Raw genomic sequence first — 15455 nt, 5'->3', positions numbered from 1 at the left:
AGGTTTGGGATTAGGAGTTCACGTGTCCGATCAGACCGAAGTGCCGGCGTCCGGCAAGGCCGCCGATCCCGCAGACCCAAAGGCGGCAGAGGCCTTGGGCACGGCGCTGGGCCTCTCCCTCCAGCAATTGGCCGCCGCCAACGACGCGCAGCAGATTGCCATCCTGGCGATGACTGCGGTCCTGGCGCTGTCGCCGGGGACCGCGGCCATCGAGACCGACAAGCTCGGGGCCGTGCTGGCGATTTTGACCAAAGGCCAGCCCAACGGCGACGCCTACCGGGCGCGGATCGCCCAGTATGTCAGCCTGATGGTAAATATCGCCCGCAAGCTGCCTGCGGCGGTGGAGGAGGCGAAAAAAGCGGCTGCTCAGGCGCCTGCGGTCGCCGCCGAGAGCGCGCGAAAGGACAACTGACGGCGTTGGTCAGGTCAGCCGCCGCGGAATTCACCATCCGCGGCAAAAAGCTGAAGCGCCGCAAGGCCATTGGTGTAAATATGGCGGGCCACCCGATCAGGACGGGCGCGGCCAGGCGTAGCGAACGGGCATGGCGAACGAGGGCATTTTTCGCGAAGCAGCACTCGAGAGGTTGTCGGCGCCGGAGCGGCTCGACCAGGGGCTCCGCATTGTCGGACGTCCGACTTGGGTCGCGCTGCTGGCGCTGGCGGGTCTCGTGGTCGGCGGCCTGATCTGGAGCATCGTCCTGACGGTGCCCGTCACGGTGCCGGGGCAGGGGATTTTGCTATCGCCAGGCGGCCTGCTCGACGTGACCGCCGACAATCCCGGGCGTCTGTTGAGCTTCAGCGTGGCGGTCGGCGACAAGATCAAGGCCGGTACGGCGGTAGCCCGGCTCGATCAGCCGGAAATTCGCGAAGACCTGATCAACGCGGAAGCCGAATACCGCGATGCCGTCGGTGAACGCGACCAGATCGTGAAATTCCAGGAGCGCCGCGGGCCGGCACTCGCCGCCTCGATCGCGCAGCGCCGGCAGGGCTACAAGGACGATATCGCGTTTCTTGAAAAGCAACTCGGTTGGCTCGACGAGATCGCCAAGGGCGACGCCGTGCTGATGGACAAGCAGATCCTCACGCGCAAGAGCGCGCTCGAGACCCGCGTCGAGATCGGCAAGGCGGAGGCGCAGCGCGCGCAGGCCCAGGACGGCATTCGCAACCTCGATTTCGAGGCCACCAAGGCGCAGACCGACGATGAGCGCGAACGCCTCAACGTCGAACTGAAGGTCGCGGCCGCCGAGCGCAAGATCCGCACGCTGCGCGAGAAGCTCGACCGCCAGAGCGTGGTGCTGAGCCCGTACGACGGCACTGTCATCGAACTCAAGGTCAATCCGGGCGAAATCGTCGATCGCAACGCCGCTTTGTTCTCGCTGATTCCCGACAAGGTCGCCGAGGCGCTGCCGAAGGTTGACAAAGACCCGATCGGGCCGCTCTATGCGGTTGTCTATGTGCCGTCGAACGACGGCAAGAAGGTCCGCCCCGGCATGAACGTGCGCCTGTCGCCCTCGACGGTGCGGCGGGAAGAGTTCGGCTTTATCGAAGGCCGCGTCCGCACCGTGGCGGAGGTGCCGGCGACCGCGGAAGGCATGTACCGCACGCTGAAGAACCGGCAGCTGGGACAGTCGCTCGCCAAGGACGGCGCCCCTTACGAAGTCGTGGTGGACCTGTTCGCCGCCAGGGACACGCCGAGCGGCTATCGCTGGTCTTCCTCGCGCGGCCCCGATCTCAGCATCAACGCCGGCACGACGGTCGGCAGCGACATCGAGACCATGTCGTTGCCGGCCCTGAGCCTGTTGATCCCGCCGCTGCGGCAGGTTCTGGGAAGCGGTTCGTGAAGGCGTTGCTTGCGCTGAAAACCAAAATCGCCGAGGCGACGTCGCGCGCGGCGCTGCTGTTGTATTTCGCGTGGCCAACGCTGCGGGCACGCATCGGCGACGCTTCGGTGCACAGGACACCTACGATCCTTCAGTACGAGGCAGCTGAATGCGGCGTCGCGTGTCTCGCCATCCTGCTCGCTTATTTCGGCCGGTGGGTCCCGATCGAGGAGCTGCGTGAGGTCGCCGGTGTGAACCGCGACGGGACCAATGCGAAGAATCTGCTGCTCACCGCAGAGCGCTACGGACTTGAGGGCGGCGGCTATACCGTCGGTCCAGACGATCTGACCGACGACGTTCTGCCATGCATCGTATTTTGGGAATTCAATCATTTCGTCGTGGTGGAGCGCCGCACCAGCGAGAAAGTCTGGATCAACGATCCGGCGACCGGTCCCTGTGTTCTCACGACGCAGGATTTCGATCGGGCGTTCACCGGGGTGATACTCGCCCTGAAGCCGGGCCCCGATTTTGCTGCGGGAGGTGAAGCGCCTGACCTGGTGCGCAGCATCCGCCAGACCCTGCCGGGCTTCAAGGCGCCGATCCTGGCCGCCGTACTCGGCGGCTTCCTGCTGGTGGTGCCGGGCCTGATGATCCCCGGTCTGCAACGCGCGTTCGTCGACTACTACATGATTGCCGGATTGTCGCGCTGGCTGTGGTGGCTGGTCGGTGGCATCGCGGCGATCGCGCTCGCGAAGGGACTGCTGACCTTTCTGCAACAGCGCACGCTGGCGCGGTTCCAGGTCAAGCTCGGAGTCGACACCAGTGGCCGTGTGTTGTGGCACATCCTTCGCTTGCCGATGGCGTTCTTCGCCCAGCGCAACAGCGGCGAAATCACCAATCGTCTCATGGTCAGCGACCGCCTGACCGGCCTGCTTTCGGGCAGTCTCGCGGTCACGTTCATCGGCCTGCTGTCGATCGTGATCTACGCGCTCGTCATGCTGGCCTACAACGTGCCGCTGGCGTTGGTGGTGATCGCATTCGCGGCACTCAACCTCGCGCTGCTGGTCTGGTTGTCGCGCCGGCTGTCGGACGCCAACCGGCGCATGCTGCAGGACGAAGCCCGCATGCAATCCACCATGATCCACGGCTTCGCCAATCTTGATACCTACCGCGCCAGCGGCGCCGACAACCTGTTCTTCCGGCGCTGGGCCGGCGAGCACGCCAAAGTCGTCAGCGCCGAGCAGGCCATGGCGTTCTGGCAGCGGCTTCTGGCCGGCCTGCCAATCCTGCTCGGCACGATCGCCGGTGCCTGTATCGTGTTCATCGGCGGCGTCGGCGTGATGCAAGGCACCATCAGCATCGGCATGCTGGTGGCGTTCCAGGCGCTGATGGCCAATTTCAACGCGCCCGTCACCAGCGTGATGGGGCTGACCGCGCAATTGCAGCAGGCGCGGGGCCATATCGACCGGCTCGGCGATGTCGGCCGGCAGCGCGTCGATCCAATTCTCGAGGCCCCTGATGAGTCGGGCGTCATTCCGGCGCTGCATGGCGCCCTGGATATCCAGGGCCTGACCTTCGGCTACACGACGGTGACGGCGCCGTTCCTACGCGACATTTCGCTGAAAGTGCCGGCCGGCGGTCGCGTCGCCATCACGGGCGCCACCGGCAGCGGAAAGTCCACGCTCGCCCGGCTGATGGTTGGCCTGATGACGCCGCGCGACGGCGTGATCCGGATCGATGGCATCGATCTCGCCCGGCTGTCGGCGCCGGTGTTGCGCTCGGCGGTGGCCTATGTGGACCAGACCACCACGCTGTTCGGCGGTACGGTGCGCGAAAACCTGACCATGTGGGATCTGACCATCAGCGAGGATCGCGTGGTGGCGGCGGCCCGGGACGCGATGGTGCACGAAATGATCGCGTCGCGCCCGATGGCCTACGAGACGCGCGTCGACGACAATGGCCGCAATTTCAGCGCGGGCGAACGTCAGCGCCTTGCCATCGCCCGGGCGCTTGCTGTCGATCCGGTGCTGATCGTGTTCGACGAAGCCATGAGTTCGCTGGATTCCATCGCCGAACAGGGAATCATCGACAATATCCGCCGCCGTGGCTGCACTTGCATCCTGATCTCGCACCGCATTTCGACCCTGCGCGATTGCGACGAAATCATCGTCCTGGACGAGGGGCGCATTGTCGAGCGCGGCCGCCACACCGCCCTGATGGCGGCGCATCGCCAATACCAGAAGCAGGTCGAGGCATGATGGCGCCCCGCCCACCCGTGCTGACCCTGGCGTCGAGTGACGGCATGCTGGCCGCGCCGTTCGCGGCCGCGCCCAGCATCAATCTCGAGCCCGGCGAGGCCCTGGCGCTCAGCGCAACCCGGCAAGGCCACATCATCGCCGCCGGACGGGTCGAGATCTATCTCACCGTGAAGAGCGGCGACGAGCTGTCGGGACGCATGTTCCTGTGCGAACTCGGCGGCGGCGAGTACATCGCGCCGATCGTGGTGGAGGACGATCTGCTGGTGACCGCGGTGGCGGTCGAGACCAGCGCGATCGCCGCCATCCGTACCGACACGCTGGCCATCCAGGCCAAAGGCTCCGAGCAGCAGCACAACGCGGTGGCCGCATCCATCGACGGGTGGCTTAGTCATCTGAGCGCCGCCGTGAGCCGCATGGTCGGCCCGGCGCCGCTCGATATCGTCACGTTCGCGCCCGGCGAACAGGAGAAGGCCGCAGGCGAAGCCGCGCTCATGACCCGTGGCGGCGTGGTCTGGTTGACGGCGCTAGGCGCCGACCTGTCGTGCTGTGGCGGCGTGCCGGTCGCCGGCATGAATCGTCGGCAGGTGGCGGCGGTGGCCGGCGGCATCTGGATCTCGCCGGCACGGCCCTGCGAGGTTCATGCGGTCGGCACCGCCGATATCCTTCGCCTGTCGGAATGGCAGCGCCTGCTGGAGTTCACCCACGCCACCTTGTTCTCGCTGGTCCGGCGCGCACACGACACCCGCCAGGACGCGTTGCGCCAGGCGGTCCAGGGCCGGATGGCGCGCACCACCCGCACGGTTAATCGCGCCTTCACGCGATTCGACGCGGTGCTGGGCAAGGTCGCGCCGCAAGCGGCCGCCGAGCCTGTCGGCGACGAGCCGTTCGTCGCGCCGTTCGTCACCATTGTGGGCAAGCTCGGGCTCGACTTCACCAACCGGCAGCGCGAACAGCTGTCGCGGGCGCGCAATGTCGACGACGCAGCGCGCGCGGTGCGGTTGCGCAACCGGCAGGTGGTGCTGAGCGGCGACTGGCTGCAGCAGGATCTCGGTCCGCTGATCGGTTTCCTCGACGATGCGCGGCGCCCGGTGGCGCTGATCCCGACCGACGCGAAGCGCTGGGTGATGATCGAGGCGGAGCACGCCAGGCCGAAGCCGGTCGACGCCACGCTAGCGGCCCGGCTCGCGCCGCAGGCGCACATGCTCTATCCGCCATTCCCGGATGGGCCGATCGGGTTTCGGCAGTTCATCGGTTTCGGCTGGCTGCGCAACCGGTGGGATACGGCGCTTGCCGTCTCCATGGCGCTGGCCTCCGCGCTGCTCGGCCTCGCGACGCCGATGGCGATGCAACTGGCGTTCGATCGCTTCATTCCGGGCCACCAGACGCTGTCGCTGTTCACCCTCGGCATGGGCCTCGTGCTGGCCGCGTTCATCGCCGCCGGCTTTCGTTTCGTGTTCGACATCGCAAGCCTGCGGCTCGACGGGCGCGGGGCGGGCGCCTTGCAGGCCGCCTTCATGGATCGGCTTTTGCGGCTGCCTGACAGTGCGTTGCGCATGAGCCCCGGCAATATCACGAGCCGCCTCGTCGCGGCGGATCAATTGCGCCGCGGCGCCTATTCGCTGATGCTCGGCTCGATTTCGGCGCTGTTCTTTTTCGTCAGCAACATTGGCCTGATGTTCTACTACTCGCCCGCGGCGGCGGGGGCGGCGATCGGGCTGTTCGCCCTGATCGCCGCGATTGCGGCGTTCTGCGGCTATCATCAGCTCGATGCGCTGCGCCGCGGGGAGGAAATCCTCTCCGATATCTACGGCATCGTGTTCCAGCTCGTGCATGGCATCACGACTCTGCGCGCCACCGGATCCGAGCAGCGCGGCTTTGCGCGCTGGGCCATGGATTTCGCCGAGCTGCGCTCCCGCATGTACCGGGCGCGGACCTTCGGCACCCTGTTCGAAACGGCGCTGGTGGTCTTCGAGCTGCTGGCGCTGGCGCTCATCCTGTTGATCCTGTCGCAGCTGTCGCGCGACGAACTCTCGACCGGCGCGTTCGTGTCCTTCATCGCCGCCTATGGCGCCTACATGGGCGCCTCGTTGCAACTGGCACGCAGCGTCGTCGCCGCCTGGAATTCGCAACCCTCCTGGGGGCGCGTGGCGCCCCTGCTGCGCGTCGCGCCTGACGTCGCCGGATCGAAGCGCGATCCGGGCGTGCTGACCGGCAACATCGATGTCACCAACGTCTATTTCCGTTACGGCCCCGATGCGCCGTTCGCGCTCCAGGGCGTCTCGTTATCGCTGGCGCCGGGCGAGCACGTCGCGCTGGTCGGCCCGTCGGGATCCGGCAAGTCGACCCTGATGCGGCTGCTGCTCGGGTTTGAGATGCCGGCGAGCGGCACGGTGCAATACGACCGGCAGGATCTGCGCTATCTCGACATCGAAATGGTACGGCGGCAGATCGGTGGCGTGTTGCAGAACACCGCGCTGTTTCCCGGCACGCTCTATGAAAACATCATGGGCACCCACGAGGGCACGCTCGAGCAGGCCTGGGAGGCCGCGCGGCAGGCCAATGTCGACCAGGACATCCACGCCATGCCGATGGGCATGCACACAATCGTGACCGAAGCCGCAGCGGCGTTTTCCGGCGGCCAGATCCAGCGGTTTGCGCTCGCCCGCGCCCTCGTCGGCAAGCCGCGCATTCTGCTGCTCGACGAGGCCATGAGCGCCGTCGACAATTTGACGCAAGCCCGCCTGACCGACAGCCTGCACCGGCTGGCGGTGACGCGCCTCGTCATCGCGCACCGCCTCACCACCGTGAAGAGCGCCGACCGCATCATCGTTCTCGACCGCGGTAAGGTGGTGCAAACCGGCCGTTACGACGAGCTGATGGCGGTCAAGGGCTTGTTCGCCGATCTGGTCGCGCGGCAGCTTGTTTGAAATTCAACACGGCTTTCTGCCTGCAGGATATCCGGCGGTCGCGCATGCAAATGATGTGTCGTTGGCCTCGCTGGTGTGGTGGCGATTGATTTCAATGGTGGGCCCGGCAGAACTCGAACCTGCAACCAGGCCGTTATGAGCGGTGGGGGCCAACCTGACCTCGCATAGGGGAGGGTTCCCCTACAGCGAGTAGGCCGAAGGGCACTTTTGAGCGTGAAATGCACCAAAACTCGCCTTCCGCTACCGTAACCCGTTGAAATGATAGTAAATGAGTCCGCCGCTCCGAGCGCACCACCTCGGAACTAGCTATAGTTGTTGGTGTTTTGCGGCTTGGCTTTTCGGGCTATCTTTCGAATGCAAGTTCGCTCGTCGAATTTGAAGCTGACGTTTCGTCGGTGGGGCAGCGAGAGAGGCCAAGGCTGAGCCAACTGCGCGGATCACTGCGGCTTGCCTGGCACACCCAGCTCTAAAGCGCGATGAGATCGGGATGAATCGTCATCGCGCTTTAGCTTGTTGTTTGTGCATGATCTTTTCGGAAAACCGCTGCACACTTTGCGCTAACGCGGCCCTCCGGGTCCGGATCATGCTCTAGCCGCTGCATTTGGGCATGAGGCTGTTCACATCCCGCACCAGGTTGGGCATCACCTCCTCAGCCGGATGTTTGCCCGTCACCAGGCTCTCCGTGTGGTTCTTGATGACCTCGATGATCTTCAGGGAATTCCCACCCGGAAATGATGCCCAGTCCGTCAGCACCGGCAGTTGCTGAATGCTGGTCATGTGATTGGGGTTCTTGGCATAGAACGAGCCGAGGAGGTCGGACGACTTCACAGCGATCTCGTTGCCGGGCATGTAACCGGTATAGTTCACCATCAGCGTCTGACCGCTCGGGCCAGTGACGAACTTCACGTACTCCCACGCAGCCTTCCGCCGCTCGGCGTCCTTGGCGAAGACCATGGCGACATTGCCGCCCGCCGGCAACTTGCCCTCCGGCGCCGATAGCGGAAATGCGACGGTCGTGAAATCGAAGCGGTTGCCGATCTGGCGGTCCGCCGCAGCGACGTAGGATGTGGAATCGACGAGGATGGCGATCCCGCCCGCGACGAACGCCTGACGCGCCTGGCTGATACCGAGATTGGGCATTCCCGACTTGCCAAAAGATTCCAGGATCTTGAGGGCCCACATGCCGGCAGCATCATCGAAGGCAACCGTGCAGCCGTCGGCTTTCAATATACGTCCGCCGCGGCTGGTGATGAGCGACTGGAGCAGCCAGTTTCCGGTCTGGTCCCATTGATAATAGAATCCGGTCACGCCGGCTCCGGCGATCGTCTGGATTTTCTGACCGGCGGCGATAAGTTCGGGCCAGCTTCTGGGCAGGTCGGCCGGGTCGAGGCCGGCCTTCTTCACGAGGTCGGCGTTCACGTACAGCACTGGGGTCGAGACGGCGAAGGGGAGGCCATAGAGCTTTCCCTTCCAGCGGCCGAGCGTCGCAAGCGTCGGGTAGTAGCCAAGCTTGTCGAGGCCACCATCCGCCGCCACGAAAGAATCGAACGGCGCGCCGAGGCCGCGATCCACGAACAAGCCGATCTGATTGATGCCGTTGAAGGCGACATCCGGCAGGCGACCGGTGATCTGGTCGCGCAGGATCTGCTGGGCCCCTTCTTCGTATCCGGCGACTGGATTGCGAAACTTGACCTTGATGTCGGGATGGGCCTCGGTGAAGCGCTTGGCCAGTTCCTGCTGAAGAGCATTGAAGGTCCCTGGTGTGGTATAAAGGACGTCCAGCGTAATCTCCTCGGCATGGACGGGGGTGACCGCGCAAGCGGCCAGCAACGCGGCACCCACAACTCTCAACACGCGGCGCGGCAGCAGTTTGTCGATCATGACGATCTCCCTTGGGTCACTTCATGGCGGTGGTTGCCAGCCCGTCGATGAAACGGCGCTGGGCAAGAAGGAAGGCGAGCAGCAGCGGAGCGACGATGATGGTGGCGCCGGCCATCAGCGGCCCGAGGAATTGACCAGCCTCGTCATCGCGGAACAGGAGAATGCCGAGCGCCGGCGTCGAGATGTCTTCCGTCCGAACCGCGATGAGTGGCCAGAACAGGTCGTTCCAGTGGGCGACGACCGAGAAGACCCCGAAGGCGGCAAGCGCCGGCGCGCTCATGGGCATCATGATGCGCCAGATGATCTCGAACTCGCCAAGCCCATCGAGACGGGCAGCGTGGATGATCTCGTCCGGGATGGATCGGAAGAACTGGCGCAGCAGGAAGATGCCGAAGGCCGAGATGATCCACGGAAGGATGAGAGCCGCATAAGTGTCGAGCAGCCCGAAGACATGGAGCAGGACAAAATGGGGGATGGCCAGCGCCTGAGGTGGGACGAGAAGCGCGACCAGCACAGCGGAAAACAGCGTGTCGCGGCCGCGGAAGCGCATCTTGGCGAGCGCGTAGGCGCATGGCACGCAAACCATGAGCTGAAGCGCGAAGATCGTCGCGCAGACGAACACGCCATTGAGCAGGAAGCGGAGCATCGGCGCCGCGGTCAGCGCAACGCGATAATTCTCGACTCCCACGAAGGTCTTGGGCCAGAGATGGAAGTCGGGTTGAAAGATTTCGTCGGGCGGTTTCAGCGACAGGCTGATCATCCACACGAAAGGCAGCAGCGCGAAAGTCGCGGAGACGACCAGCAAAGCATGGCGCGCGATGCGCCCCGCAAGCCGGTATCGGCGGTGTGCGCTCATGAATAGTGCACGCGGCGTTCGATGAACCGCGCCTGGGCGAGTGTGAGGGCAATCACGATCGCAAGGTAAACCACCGTGAGAGCCGCGCCGTAACCCGTGCGCAGATAGTCGAAGCTCTCGGAATAGAGCCGATTCAACAGAACCTCCGAGGCGTAGTTCGGGCCGCCCTGGGTGAGGACGCGCACACTGTCGAACACCTCGAAGGCGCGGCTTGCGGTGAGGATGATGACGAACATGGTGACCGGCCCCAGCATCGGGAGAGTTACGATGCGCAGCCGGTCAAGGACACCGTCCGCGCCGTCGACTGCGGCGGCGTCGTAGAGCTGCTGAGGGACCGCTTTCAAGCCGGAGACGAACAGCACCATGGCGAAGCCGAAACCCTGCCAAATGCCGATGAGGGCGAGGGCGAGGAGGGCGGTGTGCTCGTCCCGCAGCCAATTGACCCCGGTCACGCCGAACGCGGCGAGTGCCCGGTTGACGAGGCCGATACTGGGATGGAGCATGGTGCCCCACACCACCGCCATGGCTGACATGGTCGACATCACCGGCAGGAAGTGCACCGCGCGATAGAAGCCGCGCAGGGCAGGGCTCGCCTCGATGAGCAGAGCTGTGGCAAGGCCAAGTCCCACCGTTCCGGGCACGACGATCGCAACGTAGAGACACGTGTTGATCAGGGCCTTCCAAAATGGCGGGTCCGCCCACAACGCAGCAAAATTCTCGGTGCCGATGAAACGGAACGTCGCGGCACCCAATTGCCAGTCGGTGAACGAGAACAGGATCACCGCGGCAGCGGGGCCAAAGAGCAGGCAGATGAGCAGTATCAACGCCGGGGAGACTGCAAGCCAGCCAATAGCGGCCTCCTCAGTCCGATGCCGACGACGGACAGCCGAGCGGATGGGGGTCTGGATCGAAGCCGTCAGGCTCATGCCGCCGCCACCCGCTCGATGTTGCCGCAACGCCTGCCGGCCTCGTCGAACTGCATCAGCCGCGCGGCGTCGACCTTGAGCCCAACCTTGCAGCCGAGCGAAAAGCGCCGTTCGTCGGGCGAGGTGCGGACCACCGCGGTTTCCGAGCCGTCACGGAGAGCGACATGCACGAAGATGTCGGAACCGAGATTTTCAAGGTTCGTCACCGTGCCGTTGAGGAGCTCATCGGCCGGCGTGGTCAGGATTGCCGCTTCGGGACGAAATGCAAGGCGCCTGGTCTGGGGCGCGAGGGCTGCCAAGACACCTGATCGATTGTCCGTCCAGTGAGCGCGCGTGACGATGTTGATCTTCGGGCTGCCGATCATCTCGGCCACTCTGAGATCCTGCGGGTCGCGATAGAGCTCTTCCGGAGGGCCGACCTGGAGCAGCTCGCCGCCCATCATCACGGCGACGCGGTCCGCCATCGTCATGGCCTCTGACTGATCGTGCGTCACATAGACGAAGGTCACGCCGAGGCGGCGGTGCAGCGAGGTGATTTCCGTACGCATCTGCACACGCAGCCTGGCATCGAGATTGGATAGCGGCTCGTCCATCAGGAAGACGGTGGGGCGTCGCACCATCGCGCGCCCGAGGGCGACTCGCTGGCGCTGCCCGCCGGAAAGCTGGCCGGGCTTGCGGTGAAGCAGATGAGCCACGTCGAGCATGACGGCGGCCTGCTCCACCTCCACGCGAATGCTCCGTTCGATGGCGGCCCGGCCCGGCACGAGCGGGCCGATCAGCGGCAGGCGCTGCGCGAATGAGAGCTGCCGCGTGCGCAATGGCAGCGCGATGTTGTCGAATACGGTGAGATGGGGATAGAGCGCATACGACTGGAACACCATCGCGACATCCCGGTCCTTTGGACGGGCTCCGTCCACGGGGCGGCCGCCCACGTTCACCTCACCGGCGTCTTGATCCTCGAGCCCCGCGATGATCCGGAGTAAGGTCGACTTGCCGCAGCCCGACGGTCCCACCAGGGTCAGGAATTCCCCGTCCTCGATTTTCAGGGAGACGTCCTTCAGGACCGGCGTCTCGCCATAGTGCTTTTCGATGCCGCGCAGCTCTATCTCAGCCACGGCTGCCTCGCTGGAGCGCGTTGCCGTCCGTCCCGGAGGCGGACAGACCAAGATGAGCAAGAATTGTAGGCGCGATGTCGATGACCGAGCTTGCTTCGGAACGCACCGCTCCGGCCGAGAAGTCCGGCCCTGAGATCATGAGGAAGGGAGACTGCTCCGCTGCGCCGAGCCCGCCATGCTGACCCGCGCCGATCACGTCTTCCTTGCCTTCGGAACGCTTGGCGGCAAAGCTGGTCCCGACAGCGCCGAAGCGATTGGGAGCCTCGGTCGCACGCATGGCGACGGCGCAGGCGAGTCCGTTATCGGCGGATTGCCCAACACGGTGCAGCTCGGCCTTGGGCAGGACAGCACCGGCCCAGTCCTGGCGCGCCAGAAAGTCGGTGATTGCCGCCTCGCGGCCGGCAGCGTTGCGGTGAAGGTAGATAAGTGCCGAGGTGCCGTTGGAGGCGACCACCACGTCGCCGGAATCAAGACTTTCCTTGAGGCCTGCGGCGACCAGCTCAGCCTCGATGTGGATGACGCCGCCCACCACCTGATGGCCGTGGTCGGATCCAAGCAGGAAGAGCACGTCATCGCGGTCGGGCAGGTGCGCCACCGCGTCCATGACGCGCTTCGCGTTCCGATCGGCTTCCTTCACGACGGCGAGATGTTCGGGCGAGCCCAGCGGCAGTGCGTGCTGCGAGGAGTCGGGTTCGCCCAGCCACATCAGAGCGAGGGCAGGAGGATTCCGGACCAGCACAGCCTCGGCAATGAAGCGTTCGGTCATGGCCCGATCGCCAGCCACGTCCAGGGTCACGCGAAGCTGTTCGGCTTCGGGCAACGGAATCCGGCCTCGCCCAAAGGAGCCGGCGCGATGATAGATGCGTCCGTGGCCGTCGGGATCGTGAGCATAGGCCGCTCCAGGAGACACGTTGCTGTAGATCACTGCACCGCCATGCTCACGCAGGCGCTCGGCAAGCGTCGGAACGGCAAGGCTGCATCCGGTGACACGCCTTTTGTGCTGGAGAAAATCCGGCCGACCGGCGTCGTGACGCACAAGATGGTCGTCCTCGACGAGGACCATGGTGTTGCCCTGGAGACCGTGGCGAGCCGGCAGGCAGCCGGTGGCAAGACTTGCCGAAACCACGCGCGTGCATGAAGGAAAGACCGTGCTGTAGGCCGAGAATTGCTCGGCGCGTTCAGCGAACGCGGCCAGATGCGGCGTGGTCTCGGGGGCGACGAAGTCCCGGCGCAGGCCGTCAAGGACAACGAGGATGGCGCGGCGCATGTTTACGCTTTCACGTTGAGCGGCACGAAGGGACGCAAGCGGCAAAATTTTCGGTTTGTATTTTGAGCAGGCCGGATCGGCGTCGGTTCACCACGCTGCATGTCGTTCCATCGTGCCTGAGAGGAGGCGGGGTCCTGCTTCGGACTCCTAACGGCGGCCGGCGACGCTTTTGTGACACCGTGGGTACATTTGTGCCGAATGCAGAATTGCGATATGGATCGAGCAACGGGGAGCCTGGACGTGCTGGACCAATCCAACAAACCGGAAAACGAGAACACCGCGGACTCTGCGCTGATGGCGCGGGTCTGCTGGCACTACTTCAAGGAGGGGCAAACCCAGGATGCGATCGCCCAACACCTCCAGCTGACCCGCAAGCGTGTGAATCGCCTCCTGGCGGAGGCGCGCGACACGGGGTTCGTGCAGATCACCATCAACAGTGGGGTGAGCGCTTTTGGAGCGCTCGAAAGCGGCCTGGTGGAGAGATTTGGTCTGCGTCGCGCGATCGTCGTGCCATCGCCAATCGACGGAGGAGACGCGCGGCCCATCATCGGCGCAGCAGCCGGCCACTATGTGTCCGAGCATTTGCCCGAGCCGGGCACCCTCGGCATCAACTGGGGCGGCACGATCAACGCGGCCGCGCAGAACCTGCAGCGGCGGGCTGGCGGCGGCAATCGCGTCGTACTCTTATGCGGCGGGCTGGCAGAGAGCACCCGCATCAACCCATACGACAATGCAGCGATGATGGCGCGGGCTCTGGATGCGGTGTGCTATTACGTGACCGCGCCGATGTTCGCCGACACGGCAGTGCTCAGGGACGCGTTCGTCGCCAGCGGGCCAGTGCAGACTGTGCTGGGGATGGTTCCTCATCTCGATATGGCGCTGCTCGCAGCCGTCGATTTGTCCGAAAGCTCGAAAGCGCTGGAGTATGGCCTCATTGATCCCAAAGTTTGGCGATCGCTTCTCGATGCGGGGGCGGTCGGCGACATTTGCGGACATTATCTCGATGCGGAGGGCGGGTTGATTGTCCATGATCTGGCAGCGCGCGTGGTCAATCCTCCGCTGAAAGAGCTTCTCAAGGTCCCCCAGATCGTGCTTGCCGCCGGCGGCCGCCAGAAGCTCGCCATCATCCGCGCCGGAATCCGTGCCAAGCTCTGTCACGTTCTGATCACTGACGAGCAAGTCGCTCGAGCGCTGCTCGAAACATAGCGCTGGTTTACAGGCCAGTTTTTCATTTTGACCACCCTCACATCTGAGCGAAGCAGCCCTCCGAGCGCACAACATTTGAAATTACTGATGTTTCCGGGTTGGCGGGGTGCGCTTTGGCGTGACTTCTCCACAGGCTATCCACAAGGATATCCCGGGTCGGTTCACAGCTTGCATTGGTCTTGGGCGTCGCCGAGGGCCTTGGTCGGCCGGCATGGAATCACAGGCGGGCGGCCAGCCGGAGGGCGGCTCTCACATCGCGATCAGGGGCCGCAAAGTGCGGCCCCGGCGGTCTATGATCGATGTCAGGCTACCGCTTCCGGCAGCTGTGCGGCGAGGGCGGCCGCACGGGCGTCCAGCCGGGCGCGGACCAGGTCCAATTGCCGCTCGCCCCGCGATGGCGACAGCAGGCCTTTGACCTCAGTCTTGATCTGGGCCCGCAGGCCGTTGCCGACGATCGGCGCGCAGTGTTCGTCCCGCGTTTGCCCGTGCTCGCGAAGATAGCTCGACGCGTTGCTCATGGATTCGTCGACGCGCAGCAGGGACTCGCAGGGCGCGCCTTCGGCATAGATCACATCATGGCTATCGAGCTTGATATGGAAGAATTCCAGTTCGTCATGCTCATGAGCCGGGTAGCGCGAGATCGTGGTGTCGTTGATCAGGCACTCCGCCGGGATCAACACGCCGTCGATCAGCAACGCATGCCCCCCGGTCACGAACAGGTCGGCCGAAGGGACATTTGGCGCGAGCGCGCCCCGAGCGATGCGGACGGGACGCGCATGCTGGTCCCACGGTCTGCTTGCATCGCGCCTGGTCCGCCGAAATCGCCCGATCCACTCGATCGGCCGTGCTCCGCCGAAGGCGGTCGGGACGATATCGCCCACGCTGAGGTCCTCGATCCTGCGAACGCCCGTGAGCGTCGTGATCCCAGTGCCTTTCAGGAAGCAGTTCTTGCCGTGGTAATAGGCCCGGGCAGGCCCGACCCCGCAGCCCGCAAGTGCGGCCGCCGCGGCGAAAATCATGCGACGTGTCATCGCTTTCGATGGGGTCTTCGCTCGATCCGCCTGAGACATTCGTTCGCGTCTCCAAAATTCCGCTTACCCCGCGATCGTCCGTTCCGGATCAAACCGGAAATGATGCGTGTAGCGTTGCTACCGTCTCGTTATGTTAGTTTAATGTTATACATTAACGCATGTGCGAGG

Annotated in this window: 11 protein-coding genes; 5 read left to right on the top strand and 6 right to left on the bottom strand. The window is 64.6% G+C overall.

The annotated features are described in order from the left end of the window. Positions 1–22 precede the first annotated feature (22 nt). From FOM02_RS28670 to FOM02_RS28655, 4 genes are all read left to right on the top strand, one after another. Positions 23–412: a hypothetical protein gene (locus FOM02_RS28670; RefSeq protein WP_027559778.1), complete on the top strand. Its 390-nt coding sequence runs from the start codon at positions 23–25 to the stop codon at positions 410–412. A 130-nt stretch (positions 413–542) separates the two neighbouring features. Further along, on the top strand, positions 543–1841 hold the full coding sequence (locus tag FOM02_RS28665; RefSeq protein ID WP_027559777.1) for an NHLP bacteriocin system secretion protein: 1299 nt from the start codon (positions 543–545) through the stop codon (positions 1839–1841). Beyond that, a complete protein-coding gene (locus FOM02_RS28660) occupies positions 1838–4078 on the top strand; it encodes a cysteine peptidase family C39 domain-containing protein (protein WP_051377825.1) in 2241 nt (746 codons plus the stop codon). The genes FOM02_RS28665 and FOM02_RS28660 overlap by 4 nt, the downstream gene beginning before the upstream one ends. Further along, the gene (locus FOM02_RS28655; RefSeq protein WP_084334381.1) at positions 4075–7005 is read left to right on the top strand and encodes an NHLP bacteriocin export ABC transporter permease/ATPase subunit; all 2931 of its coding nucleotides are present in this window, start codon (positions 4075–4077) and stop codon (positions 7003–7005) included. The genes FOM02_RS28660 and FOM02_RS28655 overlap by 4 nt, the downstream gene beginning before the upstream one ends. A gap of 588 nt (positions 7006–7593) precedes the next feature. Here FOM02_RS28655 and FOM02_RS28650 read toward each other — a convergent pair. From FOM02_RS28650 to FOM02_RS28630, 5 genes are read right to left on the bottom strand one after another with little or no spacing between them, the layout of a single operon-like run. Next, complete coding sequence (locus FOM02_RS28650; protein ID WP_084334379.1) at positions 7594–8886, bottom strand: ABC transporter substrate-binding protein; 1293 nt, start codon at positions 8884–8886, stop codon at positions 7594–7596. A 16-nt stretch (positions 8887–8902) separates the two neighbouring features. Then, positions 8903–9742 (bottom strand): carbohydrate ABC transporter permease, encoded by an 840-nt coding sequence (locus FOM02_RS28645; RefSeq protein ID WP_027559774.1) that lies wholly within the window; start codon positions 9740–9742, stop codon positions 8903–8905. After that, positions 9739–10668: a carbohydrate ABC transporter permease gene (locus tag FOM02_RS28640; protein WP_027559773.1), complete on the bottom strand. Its 930-nt coding sequence runs from the start codon at positions 10666–10668 to the stop codon at positions 9739–9741. The genes FOM02_RS28645 and FOM02_RS28640 overlap by 4 nt, the downstream gene beginning before the upstream one ends. Then, positions 10665–11783 (bottom strand): ABC transporter ATP-binding protein, encoded by a 1119-nt coding sequence (locus FOM02_RS28635; RefSeq protein ID WP_027559772.1) that lies wholly within the window; start codon positions 11781–11783, stop codon positions 10665–10667. The genes FOM02_RS28640 and FOM02_RS28635 overlap by 4 nt, the downstream gene beginning before the upstream one ends. Beyond that, positions 11776–13050 carry an alkaline phosphatase family protein gene (locus FOM02_RS28630; RefSeq protein WP_027559771.1) on the bottom strand — a complete coding sequence of 425 codons (1275 nt, stop codon included), beginning with the start codon at positions 13048–13050 and terminating at the stop codon, positions 11776–11778. The genes FOM02_RS28635 and FOM02_RS28630 overlap by 8 nt, the downstream gene beginning before the upstream one ends. Positions 13051–13290: 240 nt before the next feature. On the opposite strand from FOM02_RS28630, the gene FOM02_RS28625 reads away from it, so the two are divergent. Beyond that, complete coding sequence (locus tag FOM02_RS28625) at positions 13291–14256, top strand: sugar-binding transcriptional regulator (RefSeq protein WP_231164053.1); 966 nt, start codon at positions 13291–13293, stop codon at positions 14254–14256. A 302-nt stretch (positions 14257–14558) separates the two neighbouring features. On the opposite strand, the gene FOM02_RS28620 is transcribed toward FOM02_RS28625, so the two are convergent. Continuing rightward, positions 14559–15275 carry a Hint domain-containing protein gene (locus tag FOM02_RS28620; protein ID WP_051377827.1) on the bottom strand — a complete coding sequence of 239 codons (717 nt, stop codon included), beginning with the start codon at positions 15273–15275 and terminating at the stop codon, positions 14559–14561. Positions 15276–15455: the final 180 nt, after the last annotated feature.

This window comes from Bradyrhizobium sp. SEMIA, assembly GCF_014844175.1.
Taxonomy (GTDB): Bacteria; Pseudomonadota; Alphaproteobacteria; order Rhizobiales; family Xanthobacteraceae; genus Bradyrhizobium; species Bradyrhizobium arachidis.
Note: the sequence above shows the minus strand (reverse complement) of the source record. Positions and strands in the feature narration are given on the sequence as shown.